Here is a 22,342-nt window from a genome sequence, read left to right on the forward strand (position 1 = left end):
CAAGACTGCCCTGAAATATGGGCAGCCGCGCATGGGCGACAGGCGATGACAAGCCGTCCGTGTGTGTGATGGGGCGCGGAATGCGCCCCTTGTCGTATCCGAAAATCGGTTTGAATCAAGCAAGGCTCAACTCAATCCGTTGCCCGAAATCCGCAACCTGTCGGCGGTTTGATGCAGTAGGGAATACAAATGCCGTCTGAATCTTCAGACGGCCTTTTTTTCAGGCGAAAAAAGAGCGGTCAGGCTGCTCCGCCCTAACAATCTCATCAGCCTCTTGCAGGGCATCCATCATCTCCAACACCGGCGGTCTTGCTCGAAGATTGGTATATCGCCTCATACTCTCCCAATCCCCATGAAGCGTAAACTGCTGCATCACCGGAATCGACAAACCCTTTTCAGCCAACCTTGTTGCCCCCTCATGACGCAAATCATGAAACCGTAGATCCTCAATCTTCAGCTCACGACACGCACGCTGCCACAAAGAGCCGACACTCCTGCCCTTATAACCACCAAGCAACAAATCGCCATTCTGCACATTCATTTGCCGCGCAATCTCAGGAGAGCGCATCAAATTAATCACAGCCATTGCCTCATTCGATACCATAAAAGCCTTGTCGTTACCCTTGCTCCCTCTTGGATTTTTCAAATCCCTCACCAGCCAAAGACGGTTTGCCTCATCAAAATCAGACCAGCGTAATCGGGCAATCTCATCAAGACGGCGGCAGGTATAAATCGCAAACCACATAATTAAGTGCATCGGCAGACGTTTCGGATTTACAACCACGCGCCGCCACGCCCTCAAGAAATATAACGTTAATTTCAAAAGCTCATCGTTATCAGGCAACCGATCACGCCGGCGCGCCTTGCCGATGACCCGCGCCCTGCGCAAACCCTCCATCGCAACATCAAGCTCAGCCCATGATACATCAAGTCCCCAAACGAAATGCGCGTGCTTAATAATCGAGCGCATATACTGCAAATCGCCGTTAATCGTAGAGGCAACCACCGGCTTAATACCAAGCTCAGGACAACCCTTCTGCCGGGCAAAGGCAAAAGCAGAGTAATCAGACCGAGTTAACCTATCCAGCCGCTTATTGGCTATATCAAAATTTAAAATAAAATTGATAACCCCAAGCTTCGTCTCACTGTAATTCGTCCGAACTTCGTCCACATACCGCTTTGCAGCCTCCCTGAGCGTAGGGCATAATTCACGCTTGCCATCGTTAAAAAGCAGGTCAGGATTTGACTCAATCTCAAATTCACGCCGCTTTGCCCACTCAGTCGCAAGAGATTTTTTAGAAAAAGTCCGGCTTTCCGAATATGGAGGATAGCCCTCCCTTTTCACACGCACCTGCGCCCTGTAAACAACAGCCCCCGACGGGTTTGTCCTTTTTGTTATAGTAGCCATTTTTTGCACCATGCAGAATAAATATTTAATGGTGCAAGTATGGTACAACAAAAGAACAGATAAAGCACAAAATAAACAGATAAAAACAGATAAAATACAAAAGAGAATTTTATAAAAATTATTACAAAACAGATAAATGACTAATTTAAAAGAAAATACTAGATTGATACTTGCCCCCATGCAGGGGCTGGTGGACGATGTGATGCGCGACCTGTTGACGCGCATTGGCGGATTTGACGAATGCGTCAGCGAATTTGTCCGCATTACGCACACGGTCCACTCACGCGCCACTTGGCTTAAATATGTTCCCGAAATCGCCCATGCCAACCGCACGCCGGCCGGCACGCCCTGTACTGTCCAACTTTTGGGCAGCGATGCGGAAAACATGGCCGTCAATGCTTTAGAAGCCGTGCGTTTCGGGGCGGACAAAATCGACCTCAACTTCGGCTGCCCCGCACCGACGGTCAACAAACACAAAGGCGGCGCGGTCTTGCTCAAAGAGCCCGACTTGATTTACCACATCGTCCACACCCTGCGCCAACGCCTTCCGCAACACATTCCGCTGACTGCCAAGATGCGGCTCGGTTATGAAGATAAAAGTCTGGCATTGGAATGTGCTTCCGCGATTGAAAACGGCGGCGCATGTGCATTAACCGTCCATGCGCGCACCAAAGTCGAAGGCTACGAACCGCCGGCACATTGGGAATGGGTGCGCAAAATCCGCGATGCAGTCAGTATTCCCGTTACTGCCAACGGCGATGTATTCAGCCTTCAAGACTATCTCGACATTAAAACCGTCAGCGGATGCGACAGCGTGATGCTCGGGCGCGGCGCAGTTATCCGTCCCGACTTGGCGCGGCAAATCAAGCAATATGAAAACGGCGAAACAGTCAAAGATACCGACTTTGCCGAAGTCTCCTCATGGATAGTCCAATTCTTCGACTTATGCCTTGCCAAAGAAGCCAACAACAAATATCCGGTTGCCCGCTTGAAACAGTGGCTGGGCATGATGAAAAAAGAGTTTGAACAGGCGCAGGTATTGTTTGACCGTATCCGCGCCGTTAAAGAAGCGGATGAAGTAAAACAGATTCTGCTGTCATTTGAACAAGAGATGCATTCATGATTCAAAAAGGCCGTCTGAATTTCAGACGGCCTTTAATATGATTACTGACAGATATAATCAGCCAACAGTCTGCCTTTTTCTGCACTGGCTGCATTAGCCATATTCACCTGTCTGGTCTCAGGGCCATTCTTGGATTTCAGGGCTTCACCATATTTTCTGGCAAACTCTTTATTGGCACTGGTCACCCTTGACTCAGTGGAATCCAATATAAAACCGTCTTGCTCATATTTGCCTTGCGCAGTAATAATCAAGATATTTTCAGGCGAAGGATAATCCGGAAAATTAACATAGTTGGTAACCAGCTTGTAGGAAACGCCTTTGCCGTGTTTCATATCCTGACAGATGCCGTTAGGCGCGGTAAAGACTGCATGGCCGATCCGACTACGTCCGAAATCGTAAAAATCGACTCTCTTAGCAGTAGCCAACAGTTTTCTATCATTGTCGTCATTAATATTTAATGACTTGCCGTTTACCAAAAACAGGGTTGGCAACAAGGGGCTGCCATAAGATGCTTCCAAATTATATGCTTCGCCCAACAGCTTGCCCTGACGATACACTGTCAAGACAGGCTTTTTCAGACCATTTTCCGGATTACCGGTTTTCTTAAAAGAAATCTTCTGAAGTACATTGCCAAATTCATAATAAGGCCGCGACTGCACGCCTGTTTTCGCATCCTGCAGGGCGCTCCAGTCTCCGTCCGTCGTTTGGGCGCATGCAGTCACAGCAGCAAACAGAATACCCGATAGTAAAACTTTAGAATGTTTCATTCATAAACTCCTTCTCAAGTAAACAAAAGAACGGATGTGTGCCTTTACTGCCTAATTTTGTTTCTTTCTTTATTAAAATTTTAGAACTATTGCACTAACTTAGCAAGGGATTAAAGAACAGGCCGTCTGAACATTCAGACGGCCTTGATTAAGCTCAAATTTTAAGAAGCCAAAACGCGGTGGAACAAAATCTCATTTTCCAAATGGATATGGTCTTTCAAATCATCCACCATCTCTTTGGCCAAAGTATACAAACGGGTCCAGCTGCCGCAAGCGCCTTCGGGAAGTTCAAAATTATTGGTCAATTCTTCCAGACGCGCGATGGCTTGGTCGTGTTCTTCATGCTCGTGCATCATCACGCTGATGGGCATTGCCGCGCCGCGACCCACGCCCTGATTAATCATCGGGAACAACATGCGCTCCTCTTTCATCATGTGCATCAACAGCTCGTTTTGCATATAGGCCAACAAATCAGGAACTTCGGCAGGGAAAGTATCAGCATGAACCTGCGCCACTTTTTGCGCCAGCGGAACCAACTCTTCAAACTGGGCGCGGTGGACATTGTGGTAACGCTGCAAAATATGGTCAATGGTGGAATTGAAAGGTGCGGTTTCCCAAAGGGTAAAGTCGGTCATGGCTGTGTTCCTTTAAAGATTGATATTGGATGAATGTTAGACATAAGGATACACGCTGCAAACGGCTTTGTATAGTTTTTTAATTGCTTAATTAATTGATAATAAAAGTTATTTTCAAAATTAAAATACCAAACAGGCCATCTGAAACATAAAGTCAAAGTTTCAGACGGCCTGCCCTTTTCTTAAATAATCCAACGATATAACGCAATCATTACCGGCATGGTTACCACACAAAGCAAGGTCGTCAACCCATAAATCGCGCTGGCTTTTTGGGCATTTTTGCCGTAAACAACCGCCATTTGGGTAACCGTCGCTGCGGCAGGCGAAGTCGTTGCCAAAAAGCTGATTAAAACAACCGTATCCGCATGCGCATCATGATGGGCAAAACCGCAGGCTTTAACGGCGAAAAGCAATAATACCGGAATCAAAATCAGCCTTAAAAAAGCAACGAGATAAAGCCTCGGCGTCCACATAATCGAGCGTAACGGCAGAGAAGCCAAAAGCATGCCCGCCACCAACATGGCAACCGGGCCAATCATGCCGCCCACCGTCGCCAAAGTATTATCGACAATATGCGGCAGCTTGATTTGAAAGGTAAACATTAGCAGCCCGACCAACATGGATAAGATGTTGATATTGGTAAAAATGGTTTTCCAAGCCACATTGCCTCGGCCGCAAATCAACAGGCGCAGATGCGTCCAAAACAAAAACGTCTGCACCAAGATAAAACCAGTGGTATAAATCACCCATTCCGCACCAAATACCGACATCACCAAAGGGATAATCAAGTTGCCCGAATTACTGTACACCGTCGCCGCGTGTTCGAGCCCATCGAGTTTGAACAAGTGTTTAAACACCCTGCCCAAAACAATCAACACCACATGGAAAAACACCGCCAGCATGACGGAAAGCTTCAGCCCTTCGATAATCTGCGGCGTATTGTCCATCTGAAAGGCATGAATCATGACGGACGGGCTGATCAGGTAAAGCGCGATAACGGAGAGCGTGTAGCTGTTTTCCGATTTCAACAGCCCGGCTTTTACCAAGGCCACGCCCATCAAAACAATCAGCGTCAGCTCGGTAATTTTTCCGGCAAGCAGGAAAGAGGTTTCCATGATAAAAAAGCGGCAAAAACGTTGATTTTACGCTTCTACCGCTTCGCATGCCAAATTCAGACGGCCTCAACATTCAAGACTATCTGAAATTTTCTACCACAGATAGGTTACGCTGGCTCCACCGCCTGCACCACCCTTAGATGCGCCGACAGCAGAACCTTTCACCAGCCATTTGCCGCTGGCGGATACTTTCGATACTCCGACAGCAAAACCGGCCTTTCCGCGCCAAACGCCGCTGCCAATGGATACCGCACCCTGTCCCGGCTGGTAAGCCTGTCCCAGATTACCCACCGCAATCGCAGCGGCAGAGCCGGCATCCGCACGGTCTTCCAGTTTTTTCATTTCTACGCGTGTTTCAGCTCGTATCTGATTGATTTGAGCAGCCACCGCCGACTCTTTTTGCTGACTATCGGCCTGCCATCTTTCCGCAAGCCTTTTAACCTGAGCCACATTTACCGCATCCGTATCCTGAGTACCGGCAGCCACATGGGTAATTTGACGGCTGTCCTTTTCATTGCCAACTGAAACCGCGCCCAATGTCGATTTCCATGTCTTGTCTTCAGATTGACTTGCCGACTGTGTCGCAAAATCATAGCCTGCCTGACCTGCAGCCAAATCTGCGATGCTTTGCGCACCCAGAGCCACCCCTTTCTCGGCTTTACCTTTGGCTTGGAAACCGAGTGCCAAAGATTTCTCTTCCAAAGCCGATGCACCGCCGCCGACTGCCGTACCACCTTCTTTACGCACACTGGAGCTGGTGCCGACAGCCAGACCGTTCAAGGCTGTAGCGGAAGACTCGACACCCAAAGCTACACTGTTTACGGCATTCGATACCGCACGCGTACCAACCGCCACTGCTTGATAACCTTCTGCTTCAGCAGCCGATGCCAGCGCAAGTGATTGAGTTCCACGTGCTTTAGCTCGATCACCTAAGGCCGTCGCGCTGAGCGCATCCGCCTCACTATCTCTGCCGATAGCTACTGCATCAATATTACTTGCCTGAGCGCCATTACCTACCGCAACGGCACGCAAAGCCGAAGCCTTGGACAGCAGACCGACTGCAACGGATTGACCGCCAGAAGCAGCCGCTGCGCCACCGACTGCTACATCATTTGTTCCCTTGGCATGGGCCCGAAAGCCAACCGCCACCGACCGCAATGCCTCCGCTTTGGATTCGCCACCCAAAGCAGTTGCGCTCAAACCGGAAGCGGCAGAATCATAACCCAAAGCCATCGCCTTATAGCCATTTGCTTTAGCCTTGTCGCCAACTGCAGCGGCATTTTCGCCCGATACGGATTCCTTACCGACAGCCAAAGAACCCGTCTTGTGCATGGTTCCAGCAACAATACCTCCGTCCGCATACGCAGTACCGAAAAAAAGCGCTAAAGCCAAACACAAAGGACTGAGCGATACATTCAGTTTCATCTTTATATTCTCCATTTTTTAAATATTAAAAATATCTCGTTCAATCAAATTAATACTTTTGAACTAGTTATATTGTATATATTTTTATTCTTATATTAAATAGTTTGGATAAATATTTTGATTTGTGTCATAAATTTCAAACATCCTGGCAAATGTTCCTGGCCATCTTTCTAAACAACCATCAGTTTCAGACGGCCTGAAGCCTTTTTCCAACAACCCGATATAATTTGCCCTGCCGCAAAGCAAATCAATATAAATCTGCCCGTATATCCGCTATAATCAGCCATTTTCTTCAAACAGGAAACATCATGTCCCCCAGCCGTTTCAATCAAACGGGCCCCAAAATCGGCCTGAGCGTACGCCTTGCAGAAACCCAAGCTGAAATCGAAGCCGCCCAAAGATTGCGCTATCAGGTTTTTGCCCAAGAACTGGGGGCGGAAATCGAAAGCGATGACGGCCGCGATGTCGATCCTTATGATGAACATTGCCACCACCTGCTCGCGTTTGACGATGCAACTGGCGAAGTTATCGGCTGCTACCGCCTGATTACAGAAGAAACCGCAAAAAAAGTCGGCGGCTGGTACAGCGAGCATGAATTCGACCTTGAGCCTTTGAAAGACATTCTGCCGCAAACCGTAGAACTCGGCCGCGCCTGTACCCACCCGGACTACCGCAACGGCGGCTTGGTCATGCTGTTGTGGACCGGTTTGGTCAAATTCATGAAAGACGAAAACCTGCGCTTTATGATTGGTTGCGGCAGTATCGAAATGCGTGACGGCGGCAACGATGCGGCCGGCCTGTATCATGCTTTGAAAGACAAATACCTTGCTCCGGCACAATGGTGTGTCAAACCGCTCAACCCGCTCAAATGGGACAGCATCACGCCGTCTGAAAATCCGCCTGTACCCGCCCTGATCAAAGGCTATCTCAAAGCAGGCGCGTGGTTCTGCGGCGAGCCTTGCGTCGATGAAGCATTCAACTGCGCGGATGTGCTGATCATGATGGACATCAACCACCTTTCCGACCGCTACTTGCAGCGTTTTGCCCCTAAAACCGATTCATAATAAAAGGCCGTCTGAAACTTCAGACGGCCTACCTAATCTTTATAAAAACACACACAATGACCGCCAAAATCCGTTTTATCTTCCGTCTTTTCTGTATTGCCGGCTGCCTTTTGTACGGCATGGCCGAAATGTTTTTTCTGTTTCCCTTTTACAGCAGCAAACGCAAACTGCGCGCAATCCAATTATGGTCGCTGCGCGTGCTCGCTTCCTGCGGCATGAAACTGCAAACTTTCGGCACGCCGCCGCAAGAAGGCCGCGGCCAGATGCTTATCAGTAACCATATTTCATGGTTGGACATTATGGCGGTTAACGGCGCATTCCCCGGCCGTTTTGTGGCTAAAGACGATGTGGCCAAATGGCCTGTGGTCGGTTATCTCGCCACACAGGCGCAAACGGTTTATGTCTCGCGCAACCGCGGCATCAAAGGTAATTCTGCCAAAATCGCCGGCGTAACCGAAGCGCTGAAAAACGGCGATACCGTTACCATTTTCCCCGAAGGAACCAGTACCGAAGGCCGTGAAATCCTGCCGTTCAAACCCAGCTTTTTTCAGACGGCCTATGATGCAGGTGTACCAATTATTCCGGCACTCTGCCGCTATCCGAATCCGGACGGCAGCAGCCCCAATCCGCATACTGCCTACTACGGCGACATCAGCCTCTGGCAATCCATCTGCATGGTCATCAGCCAGCCTTCCAGTACGGTTGAGCTGCATTTCCTCGACCCGATTGAAGCGGGAGAAGACCGCTACGCTACCGCGCTTCAAGTACACGCCCTGTTGAGCGAAAAGCAAAAACAGTTGGGCTGATCAAACAAAAGGCCGTCTGAATGTTCAGACGGCCTTTTCCATTATCTTATGTCTTAAGATGAATATTGCACTGAATCGCTACCGCTTTTCTTTTGAATAAATTCAATTTTGTAGCCGTCCGGATCTTCAACAAACGCAATCACAGTCGTGCCGTGTTTCATCGGACCGGCTTCGCGTACCACTTTGCCGCCCATCTCTTTGACACGTTCACACGCCGCATAAGCATCATCGACTTCAATCGCGATATGGCCGTAAGCATCGCCCAAGTCGTAAGACTCGGTATCCCAGTTGTGGGTCAGTTCCAAAACAGTATGGTCCGCTTCATCGCCATAACCAACAAAAGCCAAAGTAAAACGGCCTTCAGGATAATCGCGGCGGCGCAGCAGTTGCATATTCAATACGTTTTGATAGAAATCCAAAGAGCGTTCGAGATTGCCGACACGCAGCATAGTATGAAGCAAGCGCATGATTTTGTTCCTTTCTAAATTATGTTTGGTCATGGATTATAACACATCGGGCATTTACCCCCCTCATCTTAGAAAATGCCGATACATACACCGTGTAGAAATGAAGCGTATCCTCTATCGCCATTTGAATTTCATGTATTAACAAGCACACCGACTGACTAAATTGCTATAATCGCCACACTTACAACACAACACTTCAAACCGTCATGAAAACCTTTGTTCTTCCAGATACCCGCCCTTATCCGCAGAGCCCTATCAAAAACTACCTTCTTCTCAATGCCTATCAGCTGGCGCACAACTCCTCCTCCGCATCGCGCAAGCTTTCCGCCGGCCAACTGCAAACCGAAATCCGCACCATGCTCAGCCAAAACCATTACATCAACCTTTCATTGGCGATGACCATGGCCCCCGATGTCGGCACTTACACCAGCCTGATTCAAAGCGTGGGCGAAGTCCTGAAGGCAGAAAACGATAACGAAGCCCAATGGTTTGCCCTGCCTGTCGTTTTGGTCGCCGGTTGCAAAAAAGAACAAACCCTGCCGCTCACGCTGCCTACCGAAGCCCTCTTCGCCTGCCTGCAAAACTACCCTAATCTGCGCGCCCTCACGCAAAACACGCAATGGCTGCCCTACCTCGTCCAATCTACCGATTTGAGCAGCGTTACCCCGGGCGAATGGTTCCAAGCCAAGCAAAACGATGAAGCGGCAGGCGCATTCCTGCAAAAATTCGAATACAAACCATTGACGCTGCCCGAAGGTCAATCCGTCCATGTTGTTTACGCGCTGGGCTACGGCAATAAAGACATTCAGACGGCTTTGGGACTCAACCTGCAACAGGCAGGCCTGCCATTGATGCAGGTTTGGCAAGAGCATCTCGCCCTCGACGGCGTTACCCTCTTTACTAACCCGCTCTCGCCCAATACGCCGCTTGACGCGCTTACCGACGGCAGCCACACCCGCCAACGCATGGCCATGGACGTTTTTGCCACCAACGCCATCCGCGCCATCCGTATGCAAAGCCCGCGCGTCGGCGTTGTTGCCGCTGCAAAAGCGGACGGCAAACTCCAGTTCAGCTTCAACGCGACCGACAGCGCGTTTGAAATCGTTCCGCAGACCTTCACTTGGGAGCTGGCATCAACCGACAATATCGCTATCGTTCAGCAAAACTTCCTCGACCTGATGGCCGAATGCCGAATCGAGCACCTCTACCTGCTGCACGACCCATTGGGCGAAAACGAGAACATCCCTACTTATGCCCAAGCGTTGAAACTAGAAGGCCATAATCCTTTCTTCAGCAATGTAAACTAAATTGAAAATGCAACACGCCAAGGCCGTCTGAAAACGGTTTAGCGTGTTGCATTGATTTTCAAACCTTACCGCTCATTTTCACAAACATGAAAACCCACAAAATCCTTTTCGTCTGCCTCGGCAACATCTGCCGCTCCCCCATGGCCGAATACGTCCTGCGCCATCGCGCCCGCGAAGCAGGCATGGGCAATGCTGTCATTACTGCCAGCGTAGGCACATCAGGTTGGCACGACGGAGAAGACATGCACGAAGGCACGCGCCGCGCACTCAAGCAACACGGCATCGACCCGTCAGGCTTTACCAGCAGCAAAATCAAACCCAGCGATGCCGAGCATTTCGACTACATCATCGTGATGGACGACAACAACCTCAGAGAAACTGAAAAACAGCTCGGTTTTCACCCCGGCAAAATCTTCAAACTGACCGACCTTATCCCCGACTCAGGCTACAACCATGTTCCTGATCCGTGGTACACAGGCGACTTTGACGAAACCTACCGTCTGGTCGATGCCGGCAGTTTGGCCTTGTTGGAAAAATTGAAACAGGCTTAAACCGGCTGGAACAATAAAAGGCCGTCTGAACAGATATTTGCAAAAGCCATGCTTTCGTGATGACCTGTTCAGACGGCCTTTATTGATTGCCGTATCAACCCACGCGGTAAAACGCCAGGCTGCCCAATAAATTCGGCAGATGTTTGACCTGTCGGTTGCCCGTCATGACCGCACGCTCAAGCACACGGATTTTGTTTTTGGCACACAGTAAATCAAAATCTTTGAGGGTACACCAATGGATATTGGGCGTATCGTACCAATGATACGGCATCCGCTCGGAAACCGGCATATGGCCACCGACGGCGATTTGAAAGCGGTTGCGCCAGTAGCCGAAGTTAGGGAAGCTGACGATGGCCTGTTTGGCCACGCGCATCAGGCAGCGCAGGATTTTTTCCGTGTTCTGCATGGCTTGAATGGTTTGGCTCAAGACAATCACATCAAAACTTTGATCGCCAAATGCCGCCAAACCCTCTTCCAAGTCGGCCTGAATGACGTTTACACCGCGGGTCATGGCGGCAATCACGCTGTCGGTATCGATTTCAATGCCATAACCGGCACAGTTTTTATGCGCTACCAACGCGGCCAGTAGCTCGCCGTCGCCGCAACCTAAATCGAGTACGCGGCTGCCTTCGGGTATCCAATCGTAAATGAGTTGCAAATCGTCGCGCAGATTCATTGTTGGCAGTCCTTGTAAACGTTGTTCATGTAAGCGGTAACCGCGCGGATATAGGCTTCGTCTTCCATCAAGAAGGCATCGTGGCCGTGATTGGATTTGACTTCGATGTACTGCACGGATTTTTGCGCAGCGATTAATGCCTTGACCAATTCATGCGAACGTTGCGGCGAGAAGCGCCAGTCGGTGCTAAAGCTCGCGACAAAAAATTTGGCCTGCACATTCTCCACGGCTCGCGTGAGGTTGTGGCCATAATCGGCGGCCGGGTCGAAGTAGTCGAGTGCCTTGGTCATCAGCAGATAAGTGTTGGCATCAAAACGGCCGACAAACTTGTCGCCTTGATAGCGCAGATAAGATTCCACTTCAAATTCAACGCCGTAGCCGTACTGATAGCCGTCTGATTTTAAAATGCGGCCGAATTTTTTACCCAAACCGTCTTCGGCAAGATAGGTAATGTGCCCCATCATGCGCGCGATACGCAAACCGCGTGAAGGAACGGTATGATGGCTGCGGTAATTACCTTCGTGGAAATCGGGATCGGTCAAAATCGCCTGACGGGCAACATCGTTAAACGCGATGTTTTGGGTGGAAAGTTTGGGCGCAGAAGCGATAACGAGCGCGTGGGCAACGCGTTCGGGCAAAGAAATCGTCCATTGCAATGCCTGCATGCCGCCCAAGCTGCCGCCGACAACGGCCGCCCATTTTTGAATGCCGAGATAATCGGCAAGCATGGCTTGGGACTTCACCCAGTCTTTGACGGTTACAACCGGAAAATCCGCACCATATTCGCGGCCGGTTTCAGGATTCTCGGACAAAGGGCCGGTGCTGCCGTCGCAGCCGCCCAAGTTGTTCAAACCGACCACAAAAAAGCGTTCGGTATCGATAGGTTTGCCGGGGCCGACCATATTGTCCCACCAACCGGCGTATTTATCCTCCGCACTGTGCTTGCCGGCAACATGATGATTGCCTGATAAGGCGTGGCAGATAAGGACGGCATTGCTTTTGTCGGCATTGAGCGTGCCGTAGGTTTCAATCATCAGGTCGAAACGAGGTAAGGTTTTGCCGTTTTCCAGAGCAAGCGGTGTGTCAAACGGAATTTTCCGGGGCGTTACAATGCCCACTGAGGCATTTGTTGTCATTTGTAATTTCCAAGTGATGCGGCAAAAGGGGTATTATAACGTTTCGTTTTTGTTTTGTGCATGAGGCTTCAGACGGCCTGCCCTAATTAGAGGCAATATTTTTGGGAGGATGTGGAATGATAGGCAGGCTTTTGCGATTTTTTTTCTTTTGCGCCATCGCGGCATTGATTGTGAACCGTCTGTTCAGCCGCCAACAAAAGCGCACCATTCGGGAAATCGCCAAAATCAGCGCGTGGGTATTGCTGGGGGCGGCGGCGGCTACGCTGTTTTGGTATCTGATAATGCTGTTTTTCAAGCATATTCCCAATTCTTATTGAAATAAAATATAAAAGGCCGTCTGAAAACCTTAATCCAGCGTTTTCAGACGGCCTTTTGATGTTCAAATTTAAAACAACTCTTCCGGAATCTTGCAAACCGGAATCGGATTGACTTTGTGCTGCATGGCTTTGTGCAATCGGGTATAGATTGCCAAAACTTCGCGCTGCCTGCCTTCAAAATCTTCAGGCTTGTGGCTTTCGTACACGCTCATCGCCCATTCCAGTTCGGGATAAGACGCGCCCATTTGCTCTTCATCGGTACGCTCGGTATCCCAAAGGCCGTCTGTCGGTACGGCTTTTTGAATGTCTTCCGATACGTCCAACTCGGCTGCCAGCGCGTACACTTGAGTTTTGGTCAAATCGGCAATCGGGCTGATGTCCACGCCGCCGTCGCCGTATTTGGTGAAGAAACCGACGCCGAAATCTTCAATTTTGTTGCCCGTCCCCGCCACCAGCAAACCATGCAGCTGGCCGTAATAATAAAGCGTCGTCATGCGAAGGCGGCTGCGTGCATTGGCCAGTGCCAGCTGTTTGTTGGGAAATTCGGTTTCGCTGACGTCAACGGTATCGGCAAACGTATCGAACGCCGGAGTCAAATCAACGCTTTGCGCTTTTACGTTAGGATAACGCTGTTTCAGACGGCCCATGTGTCCTTGTGCGCGGTTGACTTGGTCGGATTTCTGACGAATCGGCATTTCCAACAACAAAACCGACAAACCGGTTTGCGCGGCAAGTGTGGAAACCACGGCAGAATCGATGCCGCCGGATACGCCGACGACAAAACCTTTGGCACGCGCCTGCTCGGCGTAATCTTTGAGCCATTGAACGATATGGCGGATGATGGCTTGGGTTTGCATAGGGATAAATGTTCGCTTCAAATAAACCGAATGATAGCCTGATTTGCACTTGTCTGAAAGACGACAGGGTATAATGCTTCTTTTATTTCTTGCACACACACCATGTCCAAACCCATTCTTTTGCGCTGGCTCGCCGTCTGCCTGATTCCGCTTGCCACCCTTTTGTGGTTTGCCCTCAACCCGCCCGAAGACAAAACGCAACACCTCATCAACGGCATCATCCTTGCCTGCGAAGCCACGTTCCTATTCAAATTCGTCCTCTTTGACGTCATCAAACACCACCTCAAACAAGAGCCCGAATTGAAACGGCAAAGCATATGGATGTTTATCCCGATTGTTTTGCTGATTGTTTATTTGTTCCACTATTTCGGCGCATTCTGATGTTTTCAGACGGCCTTGGGCATATTTTCCCATGAACACTCCCCTACCTTATACCTGCTGGATTTTCTGCAACGTCATCGACAACTTCGGTGACATCGGCGTTTCATGGCGGCTGGCGCGTATTTTGCAACGCGAACTCGGCTGTCAAGTGCATTTGTGGACAGACGATTTCCCGTCCCTTCAAGCACTTTGTCCTGATTTGGCCTCGATTCCCAATATTCATCAAGGCATCGGCATTCACGCTTGGCAAGCCGACCATGCCGAAGATACCGATACAGCCCCTACCCCCGACATTGTCATCGAAACCTTCGCCTGCGAACTGCCCGACAACGTTCAATCCATCATCCGCCGACACCGACCGCTTTGGCTCAACTGGGAATACCTCAGCGCGGAAGACAGCAACGAGAGGCTGCACTTAATGCCCTCGCCCCAAGCCGGCGGCATACAGAAATACTTTTGGTTTATGGGTTTCAGCGAAAAAAGCGGCGGCCTGCTGCGCGAACGCAATTACGCCGAATTTGCCCGCTTTGATACGGAAACCTTACGCCGACAACTCAAACTTCCCGCAAAAAACACGCTCGAATGGCTGCTTTTCGGCTATCAAAGCGATATTTGGGCAAAATGGCTGACCATGTGGCAACAGGCCGGCCAACCCATTACCTTGCTGCTTGCAGGTACACAAATCATCGCCAGCCTGAAAAACAGCGGCCTAGTGCCGCAAAACACCATGCTTGAAGACGGCGATGTATATCAGAGCGGACACGTTACCCTGATCAAAATCCCTTTCGTTGCCCAACAAGATTTCGACAAACTGCTCAACCTTGCCGACGGCGCCGTCATACGCGGCGAAGACAGCTTTGTTCGCGCCCAGCTCGCCGGAAAACCTTTCTTTTGGCACATCTATCCGCAAGAAGAAAATATCCATCTCGACAAGCTGCACGCTTTTTGGGACAAAGCGCATCAAGTTTACCCGGATGTTGTCGCCACGGCACACCGCCGCCTTTCCAACGAACTCAACAACGGCGAAGCACTCAGCGACAGCCAGCGCCTGCAAGCATGGCAAACCCTGACGGCACACCAAAACGAATGGCGGCAAAGCGCGGCAAAATGGCGGGACGGACTTTTTGCCCAAAAAAGTGCCGTCGAAAAACTTGCCGCCTTTATTTCAAAGCACAAAAAAATACGCTAAAATAGCGCGTTTTATTACAACCGATTTGATTGGAAAACCACAATGAAAACAGCACAAGAACTGCGCGCCGGCAACGTATTCATGGTCGGCAACGATCCTATGGTCGTTCAAAAAACCGAATACATCAAAGGCGGCCGCTCTTCCGCCAAAGTCAGCATGAAACTGAAAAACCTGCTGACCGGTGCCGCTACTGAAACCATTTACAAAGCCGACGACAAATTCGACGTCGTGATCCTGTCCCGCAAAAACTGTACTTACAGCTACTTTGCCGACCCAATGTACGTCTTCATGGACGAAGAATTCAACCAATACGAAATCGAAGCCGACAACATCGGCGACGCGTTGAAATTCATCGTTGACGGCATGGAAGACCAATGCGAAGTCACTTTCTACGAAGGCAACCCAATCTCCGTAGAATTGCCTACCATCATCGTTCGCGAAGTTGAATACACCGAGCCTGCCGTTAAAGGCGATACTTCCGGCAAAGTGATGAAAACCGCACGTCTGGTCGGCGGCACTGAAATCCAAGTGATGTCTTACATCGAAAACGGCGACAAAATCGAAATCGATACCCGTACCGGCGAATTCCGCAAACGCGCCTAATCAGCCCGTAATACAAAAAGGCCGTCTGAAACAAGTTTCAGACGGCCTTTTATCAATCTGCCTTATTGTTTCTTCAAGCCCTTGGCTTCGACAGTGGCAATCGTACCGTCAATGCCTTTGCTCTTAATCAGCTCGCCAAATTGATTGCGGTATACCGTTACCAAGCTGGTACCGTCCACGCGGATGTTGTAAATCTTATACACACCGCCGCTTTGGTAAAGTTGGTAAGCCACCTCATACTTCGTACCTTTTTTGGTTTGAATTTCCGAGAAAACGTCAAACTTATTGCCGTTTGCCGTCATCTTCGGCAACAGGCGCACATTTGCATCCGCCGCGCCAATTAACGCGGAATGCGAGTACATCGCAATGACCATATCTTTGAATGCACGGATAAAATCGGTTTTCTGCTTGGCAGAAAATTCACGCCATGGCGCACCGACCGCCAAAGCCGAAATACGCTCATAATCCAAATAACGGTTGGCATACTGCTCAACCTGTTTCACGCGTTGCGCCTCTGTCAAAGACGTATTGCGTGCAATTTTCAACACGGCATCAATGTTCTGCTGCATCTGCTTTTGTGCCGGATGCGTTTCCGCCGCCACATAAGGCGCGGCAATTACCATCGGCGCGGCCACAATCAAAGTCTGAAAAAAACGGTTCATGACAATATCCATCCAAAATAAAACCGCATTGTAAAAACAATCTATTCCAAAAAACTTAATTCTTTGTAAAAGCAGGCATGAGCAATGAAAAATCCTGCAATTAAATTTCAGACGGCCTGATAAAAATAAGATAACATATAAACGTTATTTTCAAAGGAGGAAGCCATGCCCTACGTCAACATCAAAGTAACCGGCGGCAACGAAGCCCCGAGCGCGGAGCAAAAAGCCGAATTGATCCGCGGCGTCACCGAATTACTCTCACGCGTTCTCAACAAAAACCCTGAGACAACCGTCGTCGTCATCGACGAAATCGATATGGACAACTGGGGCATAGGCGGTAAAAGCGTGACGGTTCGCCGTGCCGAAGCGCGCAATAAGTAAGCCTTGGCCGTCTGAAACCCTTTTAATTTACCCGCAAAAAGAGTACATTTATCCCATTGTTAACAATTTTACGGAACACACATCATGGAGAAATTTCCCAAATCATCCAAACTGGACCACGTTTGCTACGACATCCGCGGCCCGGTTCACAAAAAAGCCCTGCAACTGGAAGAAGAAGGCAACAAAATCCTCAAGCTCAATATCGGCAATCCGGCTCCGTTCGGCTTTGAAGCGCCTGACGAAATCTTGGTTGACGTCATCCGCAACCTGCCGACTTCGCAAGGCTACTGCGACTCCAAAGGCCTTTACTCCGCACGCAAAGCCATCGTCCACTACTACCAAACCAAAGGACTGCTCGACGTTACAGTCAACGACGTTTACATCGGCAACGGCGTCTCCGAATTGATTACCATGTCCATGCAGGCGCTGCTCAACGACGGCGACGAAATCCTGATTCCCGCACCGGACTATCCTTTGTGGACCGCCGCCGCGACACTGGCAGGCGGCACCGTCCGCCATTATCTATGCGACGAAGAAAACAACTGGTTTCCCAACCTGGCCGACATAGAAGCCAAAATTACGCCTAAAACCAAAGCCATCGTCGTCATCAACCCCAACAACCCGACAGGCGCGGTGTACAGCAAAGAAATCCTGCTCGAAATCGCCGAATTAGCGCGCAAACACGGCCTGATTATTTTTGCCGACGAAATTTACGACAAAATCCTCTACGACGACGCAGTACACCACCATATCGCCGCGCTCGCCCCCGACCTCCTGACCGTGACATTCAACGGCCTCTCGAAAGCCTACCGCGTTGCCGGTTTCCGTCAAGGCTGGATGATACTCAACGGTCCGAAACATCATGCAAAAGGCTATATCGAAGGCTTGGACATGCTCTCGTCTATGCGCCTTTGTGCCACCACACCCATGCAACACGCCATTCAGACGGCCTTGGGCGGATACCAAAGCATCAACGAATTCCTCCTCCCAGGCGGCCGCCTGCTCGAGCAACGCAACAAAGCATGGGAACTGGTCAACCAGATTCCCGGCATATCCTGCGTCAAACCCATGGGCGCATTGTATATGTTCCCTAAAATCGATACCGAAATGTACAGCATCCACGACGACATGAAATTCATCTACGACTTACTCGTACGTGAAAAAGTCCTGTTCGTCCAAGGCACAGGCTTCAACTGGATACGCCCCGACCACTTCCGTATCGTTACCTTGCCGCCCGTTCATCAAATTGAAGAGGCCATGGGCAAACTCGAACGCTTCCTGCAAAACTACCGTCAATAAACCTAAACAAAGAGGCCGTCTGAAAAAGCAAACCGCTGTTCAGACGGCCTTTTTAATCAAACAGCAACTTGGCAAAGCCCGCCGACATGCGTATAATCGACTTTCCCTATCTGGGGGCGATCTTGGTTTCGACGGGGGTTGCAAAGCAGATGCGGGCATACCGGGGTCTCAGATTTCCCGTTAAACACTGAATCAAAATAGTCGCAAACGACGAAACTTACGCACTGGCCGCTTAAGGCCTGCCGTTGCAGCAGTTGGTCAATGGGCTGTGTAGCGCAAGCTACCGCAACGTCATTCTACATTGACTGGTTTTCTGTCGGGTTACTTGGCAGGAAACGAGATTTAAGGTAACTGGTTCCCTGAAGGCCTGTTGGTCGGCATGATGGGGACGAGATTCTAAATAGACACAACTAAGTATGTAGAACGCTCTGTAGAGGACTTTCGGACGGGGGTTCGATTCCCCCCGCCTCCACCATACCCAATTTTCAGCAGTATCCTGTAATACGCATAAAGCCTTGAGCCATAACGGTTTCAAGGCTTTTTTATTGCCTCAAATATGCTGGCGTATGCTTGAGTTTTCATCATTTATAGGGTAACTTTTAGGGTAACTTTTCAGGAATTACCCAAAAAACAAGCCCGAAAAGTGGGCAAATTAGCCCTATTTTTTTAAACAAGTTACCCCAAAAACCCATAAAACCAATTATTAACAATGGCTTAATGAGTTTTTAAAAGTTACCCCAAACTGGATTAAAAATGCCTAAACAGACGCTACCGCTTACAGATAGCCAATGCAAAAAACTACAACCGCCGAATCAATTATCAGACGGCGGAGGGTTATATCTTCAAGCAAAGGGAAACGGCAAATACTGGCGTTTTCGTTACTACCGGCCAAGCGACAACAAACGCGATAAAATGCGACTGGGTGTCTATCCTGAAATCAGCTTAAAAGAAGCAAGAGAAAAGCGCGAAGAATTACGCATGCTGATAGCAAAAGGGATAGACCCTAAGCTACACCAGCAAGACAAAGCACAGAGGCAGACAGAACAGCTAAAAAAACATTTGAGGCTATCGCGCGCAAATGGCACAGCGACCAAGTAGCAAAGCCGAATAAATGGAAGCCCGACCATGCACAAAGAGTTATCCGCAGCCTTGAGCTTCATATTTTCCCTGACCTTGCAACACGCAAAATAGACGAAATCATGCCGCTTGAGGTTTTAGGACTGTTACAGAGGCTGGAATCGGCGGGGAAATATGACACGGCACAAAAAATTTATGACGTAGTAAACCAAGTTTTCAAATATGCCGTGAAACTTCGCTTGAGCCTATTCAATCCCGCCGCCGAATTGCGGGGAGAGCTGGCAAAGGTGGAACAGAAACATTACCGCTTCATTAAAGACCCGCAAAGGATAGGCGAGATGTTACGAGCTTTTGACGGTTACGCTGGCTTTCCGCAAACACGCGCCCTATTACAGCTTTCCCCTTATGTATTTGCCCGCCCTTCCGAATTACGTTTATTGCGCTGGTGTGAAATTGATTGGGAGGAGCAGCAATACTATAAAGACGGCGTAAACATGAAGAACAAGATAGACCATATTGTCCCCTTGAGCCGCCAAGCCTTAGCAATACTGGACGGCTTGAAACCAGTAACCGGGCATTATGAATATGTATTTTGTAACACCAGCAAAAAACAGCCCTTGAGCGAGGGAGCAATACGAAAAGCATTAGACCGTCTGGGATTCTTGGAAGAAACCACACAGCACGGCTTTAGGCATACAGCCAGCACGATATTGAATGAGATGGGCTATAACGCCGATTGGGTAGAGCGACAACTAGCCCACAAAGACCCCAACACGACAAGGGCAGCCTATAACCATGCGGAATATTTAGAACAGCGCGCCGATATGGTTCAAAAATGGGCTGATTATCTTGATGAATTGAAAGCACATTCAGGCATATTGCAGGAAACGGCAGAATAAACTATCATCTTAAGCATTACGAAAGAAAACCATGCGGATATTTAGAAACCAGTGGATAACGAAATTTGCCAAGAAGCACAAAATCAGCGATTCCGAGCTGATAGAAGCGGTAGAGCGGGCAGATAAAGGAGTGATAGACGCAGATTTAGGCGGCGGCGTTATCAAGCAACGCATAGCAAGGCAAGGACAAGGCAGAAGCGGCGGTTATCGTAGTCTGATATTTTTCAGACGTGGGGAACGGGCGTTTTTCATGACTGCCTTTGCCAAGAACGACCGCGAAAACATCACGGACAAAGAACTTGCAGAATTAAAGAAAGCCGCCGCCATCATCTTGGCAATGACGGAAACCGACATAGAACAAGCCAAATCAAACGGCACTTTCACGGAGATACAGCCATGAAATACAAAAGCGAGATTTTTGCAGCAATACATGAAACCATGCAGGGATTGCACGACATTGGCATTATCGACAAAAAAACCATGCGCGATTTTGACAAATCATGCCTGACCGAAATCAAACCATTGAGCGGCGAAGACATCAAGGCAATCAGAGAGCGCGAAGCATTATCACAAGCCGCTTTTGCCATGTATCTGAACATTGGTAAAAACCAAGTTTCCGAATGGGAGCGGGGTATTAAAAAGCCGAGCGGCGCGGCTTTGAAGCTGCTTACTATCGTCAAGAACAAGGGAATTGAGGCGATTGCCTGATACCGGAAACAAAGCTAAAAATGAATACTCATGATTATTGTCCTAAATGGTTTGATATTTCCAAGTATGAAGAGACCTACCAATGGGGGCGGGAAGATTGGGCAATCGCTTTTGAACATAAAATTTACCACTACAATGAGAATTTAAAATATGACCGTAATCCAGATTTAGGTTATGACATCTGCAATGATTGTATAAACTCTTGGCAATCATTGTTTTTGGGTAATACTGATATTCCAAGAGATTCTAGAGGGATTCCATTAGGCAAGAATCTAATTTCTGATGATATGTACAAAATACCATTTGAAGACTTAGAGAAAACATTCCCCGATGAGAAAACATTCCCCGATTCTTCCTTTTTCTCTTGCTTTAATGGATTGCTGGCAAAACACGGGGCTGATATTGTCGATTCTGACGGGGAAAAAATGCCTATTGATGAAATTTCTACCGTAGGGATTCAATTACCCAAACTAGGCCAATTCAGATATGAAAAAAAAGCAGGGGCATATAATTGTTTCACGCCGGTGCTGATTAATTTCCAAGAACATACCGATGATGAGCTGAAAGAAATGTTTGAGTATTTCTTAAGGCAATACAGAGCATTTCAACTTTACGGCGGCCATATCCATATAAGCAAAAAATACGACATGACAAGAACATTTAGTGATTCAGAAATAGAAAGCCTAAACCGTTTCAGAGTATTGCCATGCCTAGATTTGCTGATTTGGGAGGTATACACCGGCCAACACTTCACGCATGAAGAACTGTTATTCTTACTCTTTGGCGATGGTACAGAAACCGTTATCAACCCAAAAACAGGGGAAGAATGGTTTCCCGATAAGTCCACAATCAAAGACAGCGTATTACCAAAAGCTATCCTATTATTGGAAGCAGTGGCAAACCCTTTCATGCATAGATATGATATTAAATGCAAAGAAATAAATGAGGTAATAGAATTTGAAGATGATTTTATAGATATGTATCAATTACATATGAAAAAGAAACAAAAATAACCTAAGTAAATTTTGAAATTAAAAGAGAGTTTTTTCTCATTTTTTTCTCTCTCGAAAGCCGCCCATTGAGGCGGCTATATTTATGCCTATCGAAACGCCAGCAACACGCAGGCGTGATTAACCAACCGGAGGCAATAAATGCACATTATCAATATCGACTGCTTACCTGATACCGCGCAATTAACTATTGCAGAACTTGAGACAAGCCAAGCAAAAGGACGGCGCGGAATCACTCGCTTGAGTAGCAGCCAAATCAGACGACTGGAGGCAGCAGGACAATTCCCGCAATCACGCCAAATCACAGGCACGCGCAGCCGCTTTTATGTAGCAGGAGAAGTGAAGAAATGGCTTACAGAACAGGCAAGCTAATGAAAGGAGAACAGGAGTTTTCGTAACAGTACGCGCCCGCGCGCGCGATTGTAACTCAAGACCTGATTTTTAAAAAATAAGACCGCCTGAACGGACATTCAGACGGT

The 22,342-nt window shown here is 48.8% G+C and carries 28 protein-coding genes and 1 other RNA gene; 19 read left to right on the forward strand and 10 right to left on the reverse strand.

All coding sequences use genetic code 11. The features are described from left to right. Positions 1-17: 17 nt before the first annotated feature. Positions 18-200, forward strand: coding sequence for a hypothetical protein (locus ACTHSW_RS08410; RefSeq protein WP_440373871.1), 183 nt, complete (start codon positions 18-20; stop codon positions 198-200). A gap of 20 nt (positions 201-220) precedes the next feature. Here the strand turns inward: ACTHSW_RS08410 and ACTHSW_RS08415 are convergent, their stop codons facing one another. After that, positions 221-1,588, reverse strand: coding sequence for a site-specific integrase (locus ACTHSW_RS08415; RefSeq protein WP_440373872.1), 1,368 nt, complete (start codon positions 1,586-1,588; stop codon positions 221-223). Between ACTHSW_RS08415 and ACTHSW_RS08420 the strand changes: the two genes are divergently transcribed. Continuing rightward, positions 1,545-2,531 carry a tRNA dihydrouridine synthase gene (locus ACTHSW_RS08420; protein ID WP_440373873.1) on the forward strand — a complete coding sequence of 329 codons (987 nt, stop codon included), beginning with the start codon at positions 1,545-1,547 and terminating at the stop codon, positions 2,529-2,531. The two genes, ACTHSW_RS08415 and ACTHSW_RS08420, sit on opposite strands and share 44 nt — an antisense overlap. Before the next feature lie 41 nt (positions 2,532-2,572). Here ACTHSW_RS08420 and ACTHSW_RS08425 read toward each other — a convergent pair whose 3' ends face one another. The 4 genes from ACTHSW_RS08425 to ACTHSW_RS08440 all read right to left on the reverse strand — a co-directional run bounded on the left by ACTHSW_RS08425 (position 2,573) and on the right by ACTHSW_RS08440 (position 6,473). Beyond that, positions 2,573-3,298 carry a hypothetical protein gene (locus ACTHSW_RS08425; RefSeq protein WP_070460044.1) on the reverse strand — a complete coding sequence of 242 codons (726 nt, stop codon included), beginning with the start codon at positions 3,296-3,298 and terminating at the stop codon, positions 2,573-2,575. A 161-nt stretch (positions 3,299-3,459) separates the two neighbouring features. Next, positions 3,460-3,933 (reverse strand): iron-sulfur cluster repair protein DnrN, encoded by a 474-nt coding sequence (dnrN, locus tag ACTHSW_RS08430; protein WP_070460041.1) that lies wholly within the window; start codon positions 3,931-3,933, stop codon positions 3,460-3,462. Between the two features lie 182 nt (positions 3,934-4,115). Beyond that, entirely contained in the window at positions 4,116-5,048 is a 933-nt protein-coding gene (locus ACTHSW_RS08435; protein ID WP_070460039.1) for an AEC family transporter, read from the reverse strand. A 93-nt stretch (positions 5,049-5,141) separates the two neighbouring features. Beyond that, positions 5,142-6,473: a YadA-like family protein gene (locus ACTHSW_RS08440; protein WP_070460037.1), complete on the reverse strand. Its 1,332-nt coding sequence runs from the start codon at positions 6,471-6,473 to the stop codon at positions 5,142-5,144. Positions 6,474-6,781: 308 nt separating this feature from the next. On the opposite strand from ACTHSW_RS08440, the gene ACTHSW_RS08445 reads away from it, so the two are divergent. Both ACTHSW_RS08445 and ACTHSW_RS08450 read left to right on the forward strand, forming a co-directional pair. Further along, positions 6,782-7,537, forward strand: a complete 756-nt coding sequence (locus tag ACTHSW_RS08445; RefSeq protein WP_070460034.1) for a GNAT family N-acetyltransferase — start codon at positions 6,782-6,784, stop codon at positions 7,535-7,537. A 56-nt stretch (positions 7,538-7,593) separates the two neighbouring features. Next, on the forward strand, positions 7,594-8,343 hold the full coding sequence (locus tag ACTHSW_RS08450) for a lysophospholipid acyltransferase family protein (RefSeq protein WP_070460031.1): 750 nt from the start codon (positions 7,594-7,596) through the stop codon (positions 8,341-8,343). Between the two features lie 53 nt (positions 8,344-8,396). On the opposite strand, the gene gloA is transcribed toward ACTHSW_RS08450, so the two are convergent. Next, positions 8,397-8,810: a lactoylglutathione lyase gene (gene gloA / locus ACTHSW_RS08455; RefSeq protein ID WP_003685011.1), complete on the reverse strand. Its 414-nt coding sequence runs from the start codon at positions 8,808-8,810 to the stop codon at positions 8,397-8,399. Positions 8,811-9,016: 206 nt separating this feature from the next. Here gloA and ACTHSW_RS08460 point away from each other — a divergent pair, with 206 nt between their 5' ends. Continuing rightward, complete coding sequence (locus ACTHSW_RS08460) at positions 9,017-10,117, forward strand: conjugal transfer protein (protein WP_070460028.1); 1,101 nt, start codon at positions 9,017-9,019, stop codon at positions 10,115-10,117. An 86-nt stretch (positions 10,118-10,203) separates the two neighbouring features. Next, positions 10,204-10,668, forward strand: coding sequence for a low molecular weight protein-tyrosine-phosphatase (locus ACTHSW_RS08465; RefSeq protein WP_070460025.1), 465 nt, complete (start codon positions 10,204-10,206; stop codon positions 10,666-10,668). 94 nt (positions 10,669-10,762) lie between these two features. On the opposite strand, the gene metW is transcribed toward ACTHSW_RS08465, so the two are convergent. Both metW and metX read right to left on the reverse strand, forming a co-directional pair. Continuing rightward, positions 10,763-11,344: a methionine biosynthesis protein MetW gene (metW, locus tag ACTHSW_RS08470; protein WP_049322294.1), complete on the reverse strand. Its 582-nt coding sequence runs from the start codon at positions 11,342-11,344 to the stop codon at positions 10,763-10,765. Further along, on the reverse strand, positions 11,341-12,480 hold the full coding sequence (metX, locus tag ACTHSW_RS08475) for a homoserine O-succinyltransferase MetX (RefSeq protein ID WP_003747142.1): 1,140 nt from the start codon (positions 12,478-12,480) through the stop codon (positions 11,341-11,343). The genes metW and metX overlap by 4 nt, the downstream gene beginning before the upstream one ends. Before the next feature lie 116 nt (positions 12,481-12,596). Between metX and ACTHSW_RS08480 the strand changes: the two genes are divergently transcribed. After that, a complete protein-coding gene (locus tag ACTHSW_RS08480) occupies positions 12,597-12,797 on the forward strand; it encodes a protein MIGRI (protein ID WP_070460022.1) in 201 nt (66 codons plus the stop codon). A gap of 68 nt (positions 12,798-12,865) precedes the next feature. Here the strand turns inward: ACTHSW_RS08480 and nadE are convergent, their stop codons facing one another. Then, positions 12,866-13,654 carry an NAD(+) synthase gene (gene nadE, locus ACTHSW_RS08485; protein WP_070460019.1) on the reverse strand — a complete coding sequence of 263 codons (789 nt, stop codon included), beginning with the start codon at positions 13,652-13,654 and terminating at the stop codon, positions 12,866-12,868. Positions 13,655-13,756: 102 nt separating this feature from the next. On the opposite strand from nadE, the gene ACTHSW_RS08490 reads away from it, so the two are divergent. Genes ACTHSW_RS08490 through efp form a run of 3 tightly spaced genes read left to right on the forward strand, consistent with a single transcriptional unit; the run spans position 13,757 to position 15,827 of the window. Then, positions 13,757-14,035, forward strand: coding sequence for a hypothetical protein (locus ACTHSW_RS08490; protein ID WP_003747149.1), 279 nt, complete (start codon positions 13,757-13,759; stop codon positions 14,033-14,035). A gap of 31 nt (positions 14,036-14,066) precedes the next feature. Continuing rightward, on the forward strand, positions 14,067-15,224 hold the full coding sequence (gene earP / locus ACTHSW_RS08495) for an elongation factor P maturation arginine rhamnosyltransferase EarP (RefSeq protein ID WP_070460016.1): 1,158 nt from the start codon (positions 14,067-14,069) through the stop codon (positions 15,222-15,224). 42 nt (positions 15,225-15,266) lie between these two features. Then, positions 15,267-15,827, forward strand: coding sequence for an elongation factor P (gene efp / locus ACTHSW_RS08500; protein WP_036490530.1), 561 nt, complete (start codon positions 15,267-15,269; stop codon positions 15,825-15,827). Positions 15,828-15,889: 62 nt separating this feature from the next. Here the strand turns inward: efp and ACTHSW_RS08505 are convergent, their stop codons facing one another. Then, positions 15,890-16,489: an MlaC/ttg2D family ABC transporter substrate-binding protein gene (locus ACTHSW_RS08505; protein ID WP_070460013.1), complete on the reverse strand. Its 600-nt coding sequence runs from the start codon at positions 16,487-16,489 to the stop codon at positions 15,890-15,892. A 165-nt stretch (positions 16,490-16,654) separates the two neighbouring features. Between ACTHSW_RS08505 and ACTHSW_RS08510 the strand changes: the two genes are divergently transcribed. From ACTHSW_RS08510 to ACTHSW_RS08550, 9 genes are all read left to right on the forward strand, one after another. Further along, positions 16,655-16,870: a tautomerase family protein gene (locus ACTHSW_RS08510; RefSeq protein WP_049333410.1), complete on the forward strand. Its 216-nt coding sequence runs from the start codon at positions 16,655-16,657 to the stop codon at positions 16,868-16,870. An 84-nt stretch (positions 16,871-16,954) separates the two neighbouring features. Continuing rightward, positions 16,955-18,169 (forward strand): pyridoxal phosphate-dependent aminotransferase, encoded by a 1,215-nt coding sequence (locus ACTHSW_RS08515; protein ID WP_070460010.1) that lies wholly within the window; start codon positions 16,955-16,957, stop codon positions 18,167-18,169. Between the two features lie 112 nt (positions 18,170-18,281). Beyond that, positions 18,282-18,644, forward strand: a transfer-messenger RNA (tmRNA) gene (gene ssrA / locus ACTHSW_RS08520). Between the two features lie 278 nt (positions 18,645-18,922). Beyond that, on the forward strand, positions 18,923-19,267 hold the full coding sequence (locus tag ACTHSW_RS08525) for an integrase arm-type DNA-binding domain-containing protein (RefSeq protein ID WP_234396214.1): 345 nt from the start codon (positions 18,923-18,925) through the stop codon (positions 19,265-19,267). Further along, complete coding sequence (locus ACTHSW_RS08530; RefSeq protein ID WP_440373877.1) at positions 19,237-20,145, forward strand: tyrosine-type recombinase/integrase; 909 nt, start codon at positions 19,237-19,239, stop codon at positions 20,143-20,145. Before ACTHSW_RS08525 ends, ACTHSW_RS08530 begins: the two co-directional genes overlap by 31 nt. 31 nt (positions 20,146-20,176) lie before the next feature. After that, the gene (locus ACTHSW_RS08535) at positions 20,177-20,545 is read left to right on the forward strand and encodes a type II toxin-antitoxin system RelE/ParE family toxin (protein ID WP_070460008.1); all 369 of its coding nucleotides are present in this window, start codon (positions 20,177-20,179) and stop codon (positions 20,543-20,545) included. Beyond that, positions 20,542-20,853 carry a helix-turn-helix domain-containing protein gene (locus ACTHSW_RS08540; protein WP_070460005.1) on the forward strand — a complete coding sequence of 104 codons (312 nt, stop codon included), beginning with the start codon at positions 20,542-20,544 and terminating at the stop codon, positions 20,851-20,853. Before ACTHSW_RS08535 ends, ACTHSW_RS08540 begins: the two co-directional genes overlap by 4 nt. A 20-nt stretch (positions 20,854-20,873) precedes the next feature. Next, positions 20,874-21,866 (forward strand): DUF6387 family protein, encoded by a 993-nt coding sequence (locus ACTHSW_RS08545; RefSeq protein WP_070459998.1) that lies wholly within the window; start codon positions 20,874-20,876, stop codon positions 21,864-21,866. 138 nt (positions 21,867-22,004) lie between these two features. Beyond that, positions 22,005-22,235 carry a helix-turn-helix transcriptional regulator gene (locus ACTHSW_RS08550; RefSeq protein WP_070459995.1) on the forward strand — a complete coding sequence of 77 codons (231 nt, stop codon included), beginning with the start codon at positions 22,005-22,007 and terminating at the stop codon, positions 22,233-22,235. The last annotated feature ends 107 nt before the right edge of the window (positions 22,236-22,342 follow it).

Source organism: Neisseria sp. P0008.S004 (assembly GCF_051962755.1).
Taxonomy (GTDB): Bacteria; Pseudomonadota; Gammaproteobacteria; order Burkholderiales; family Neisseriaceae; genus Neisseria; species Neisseria subflava_A.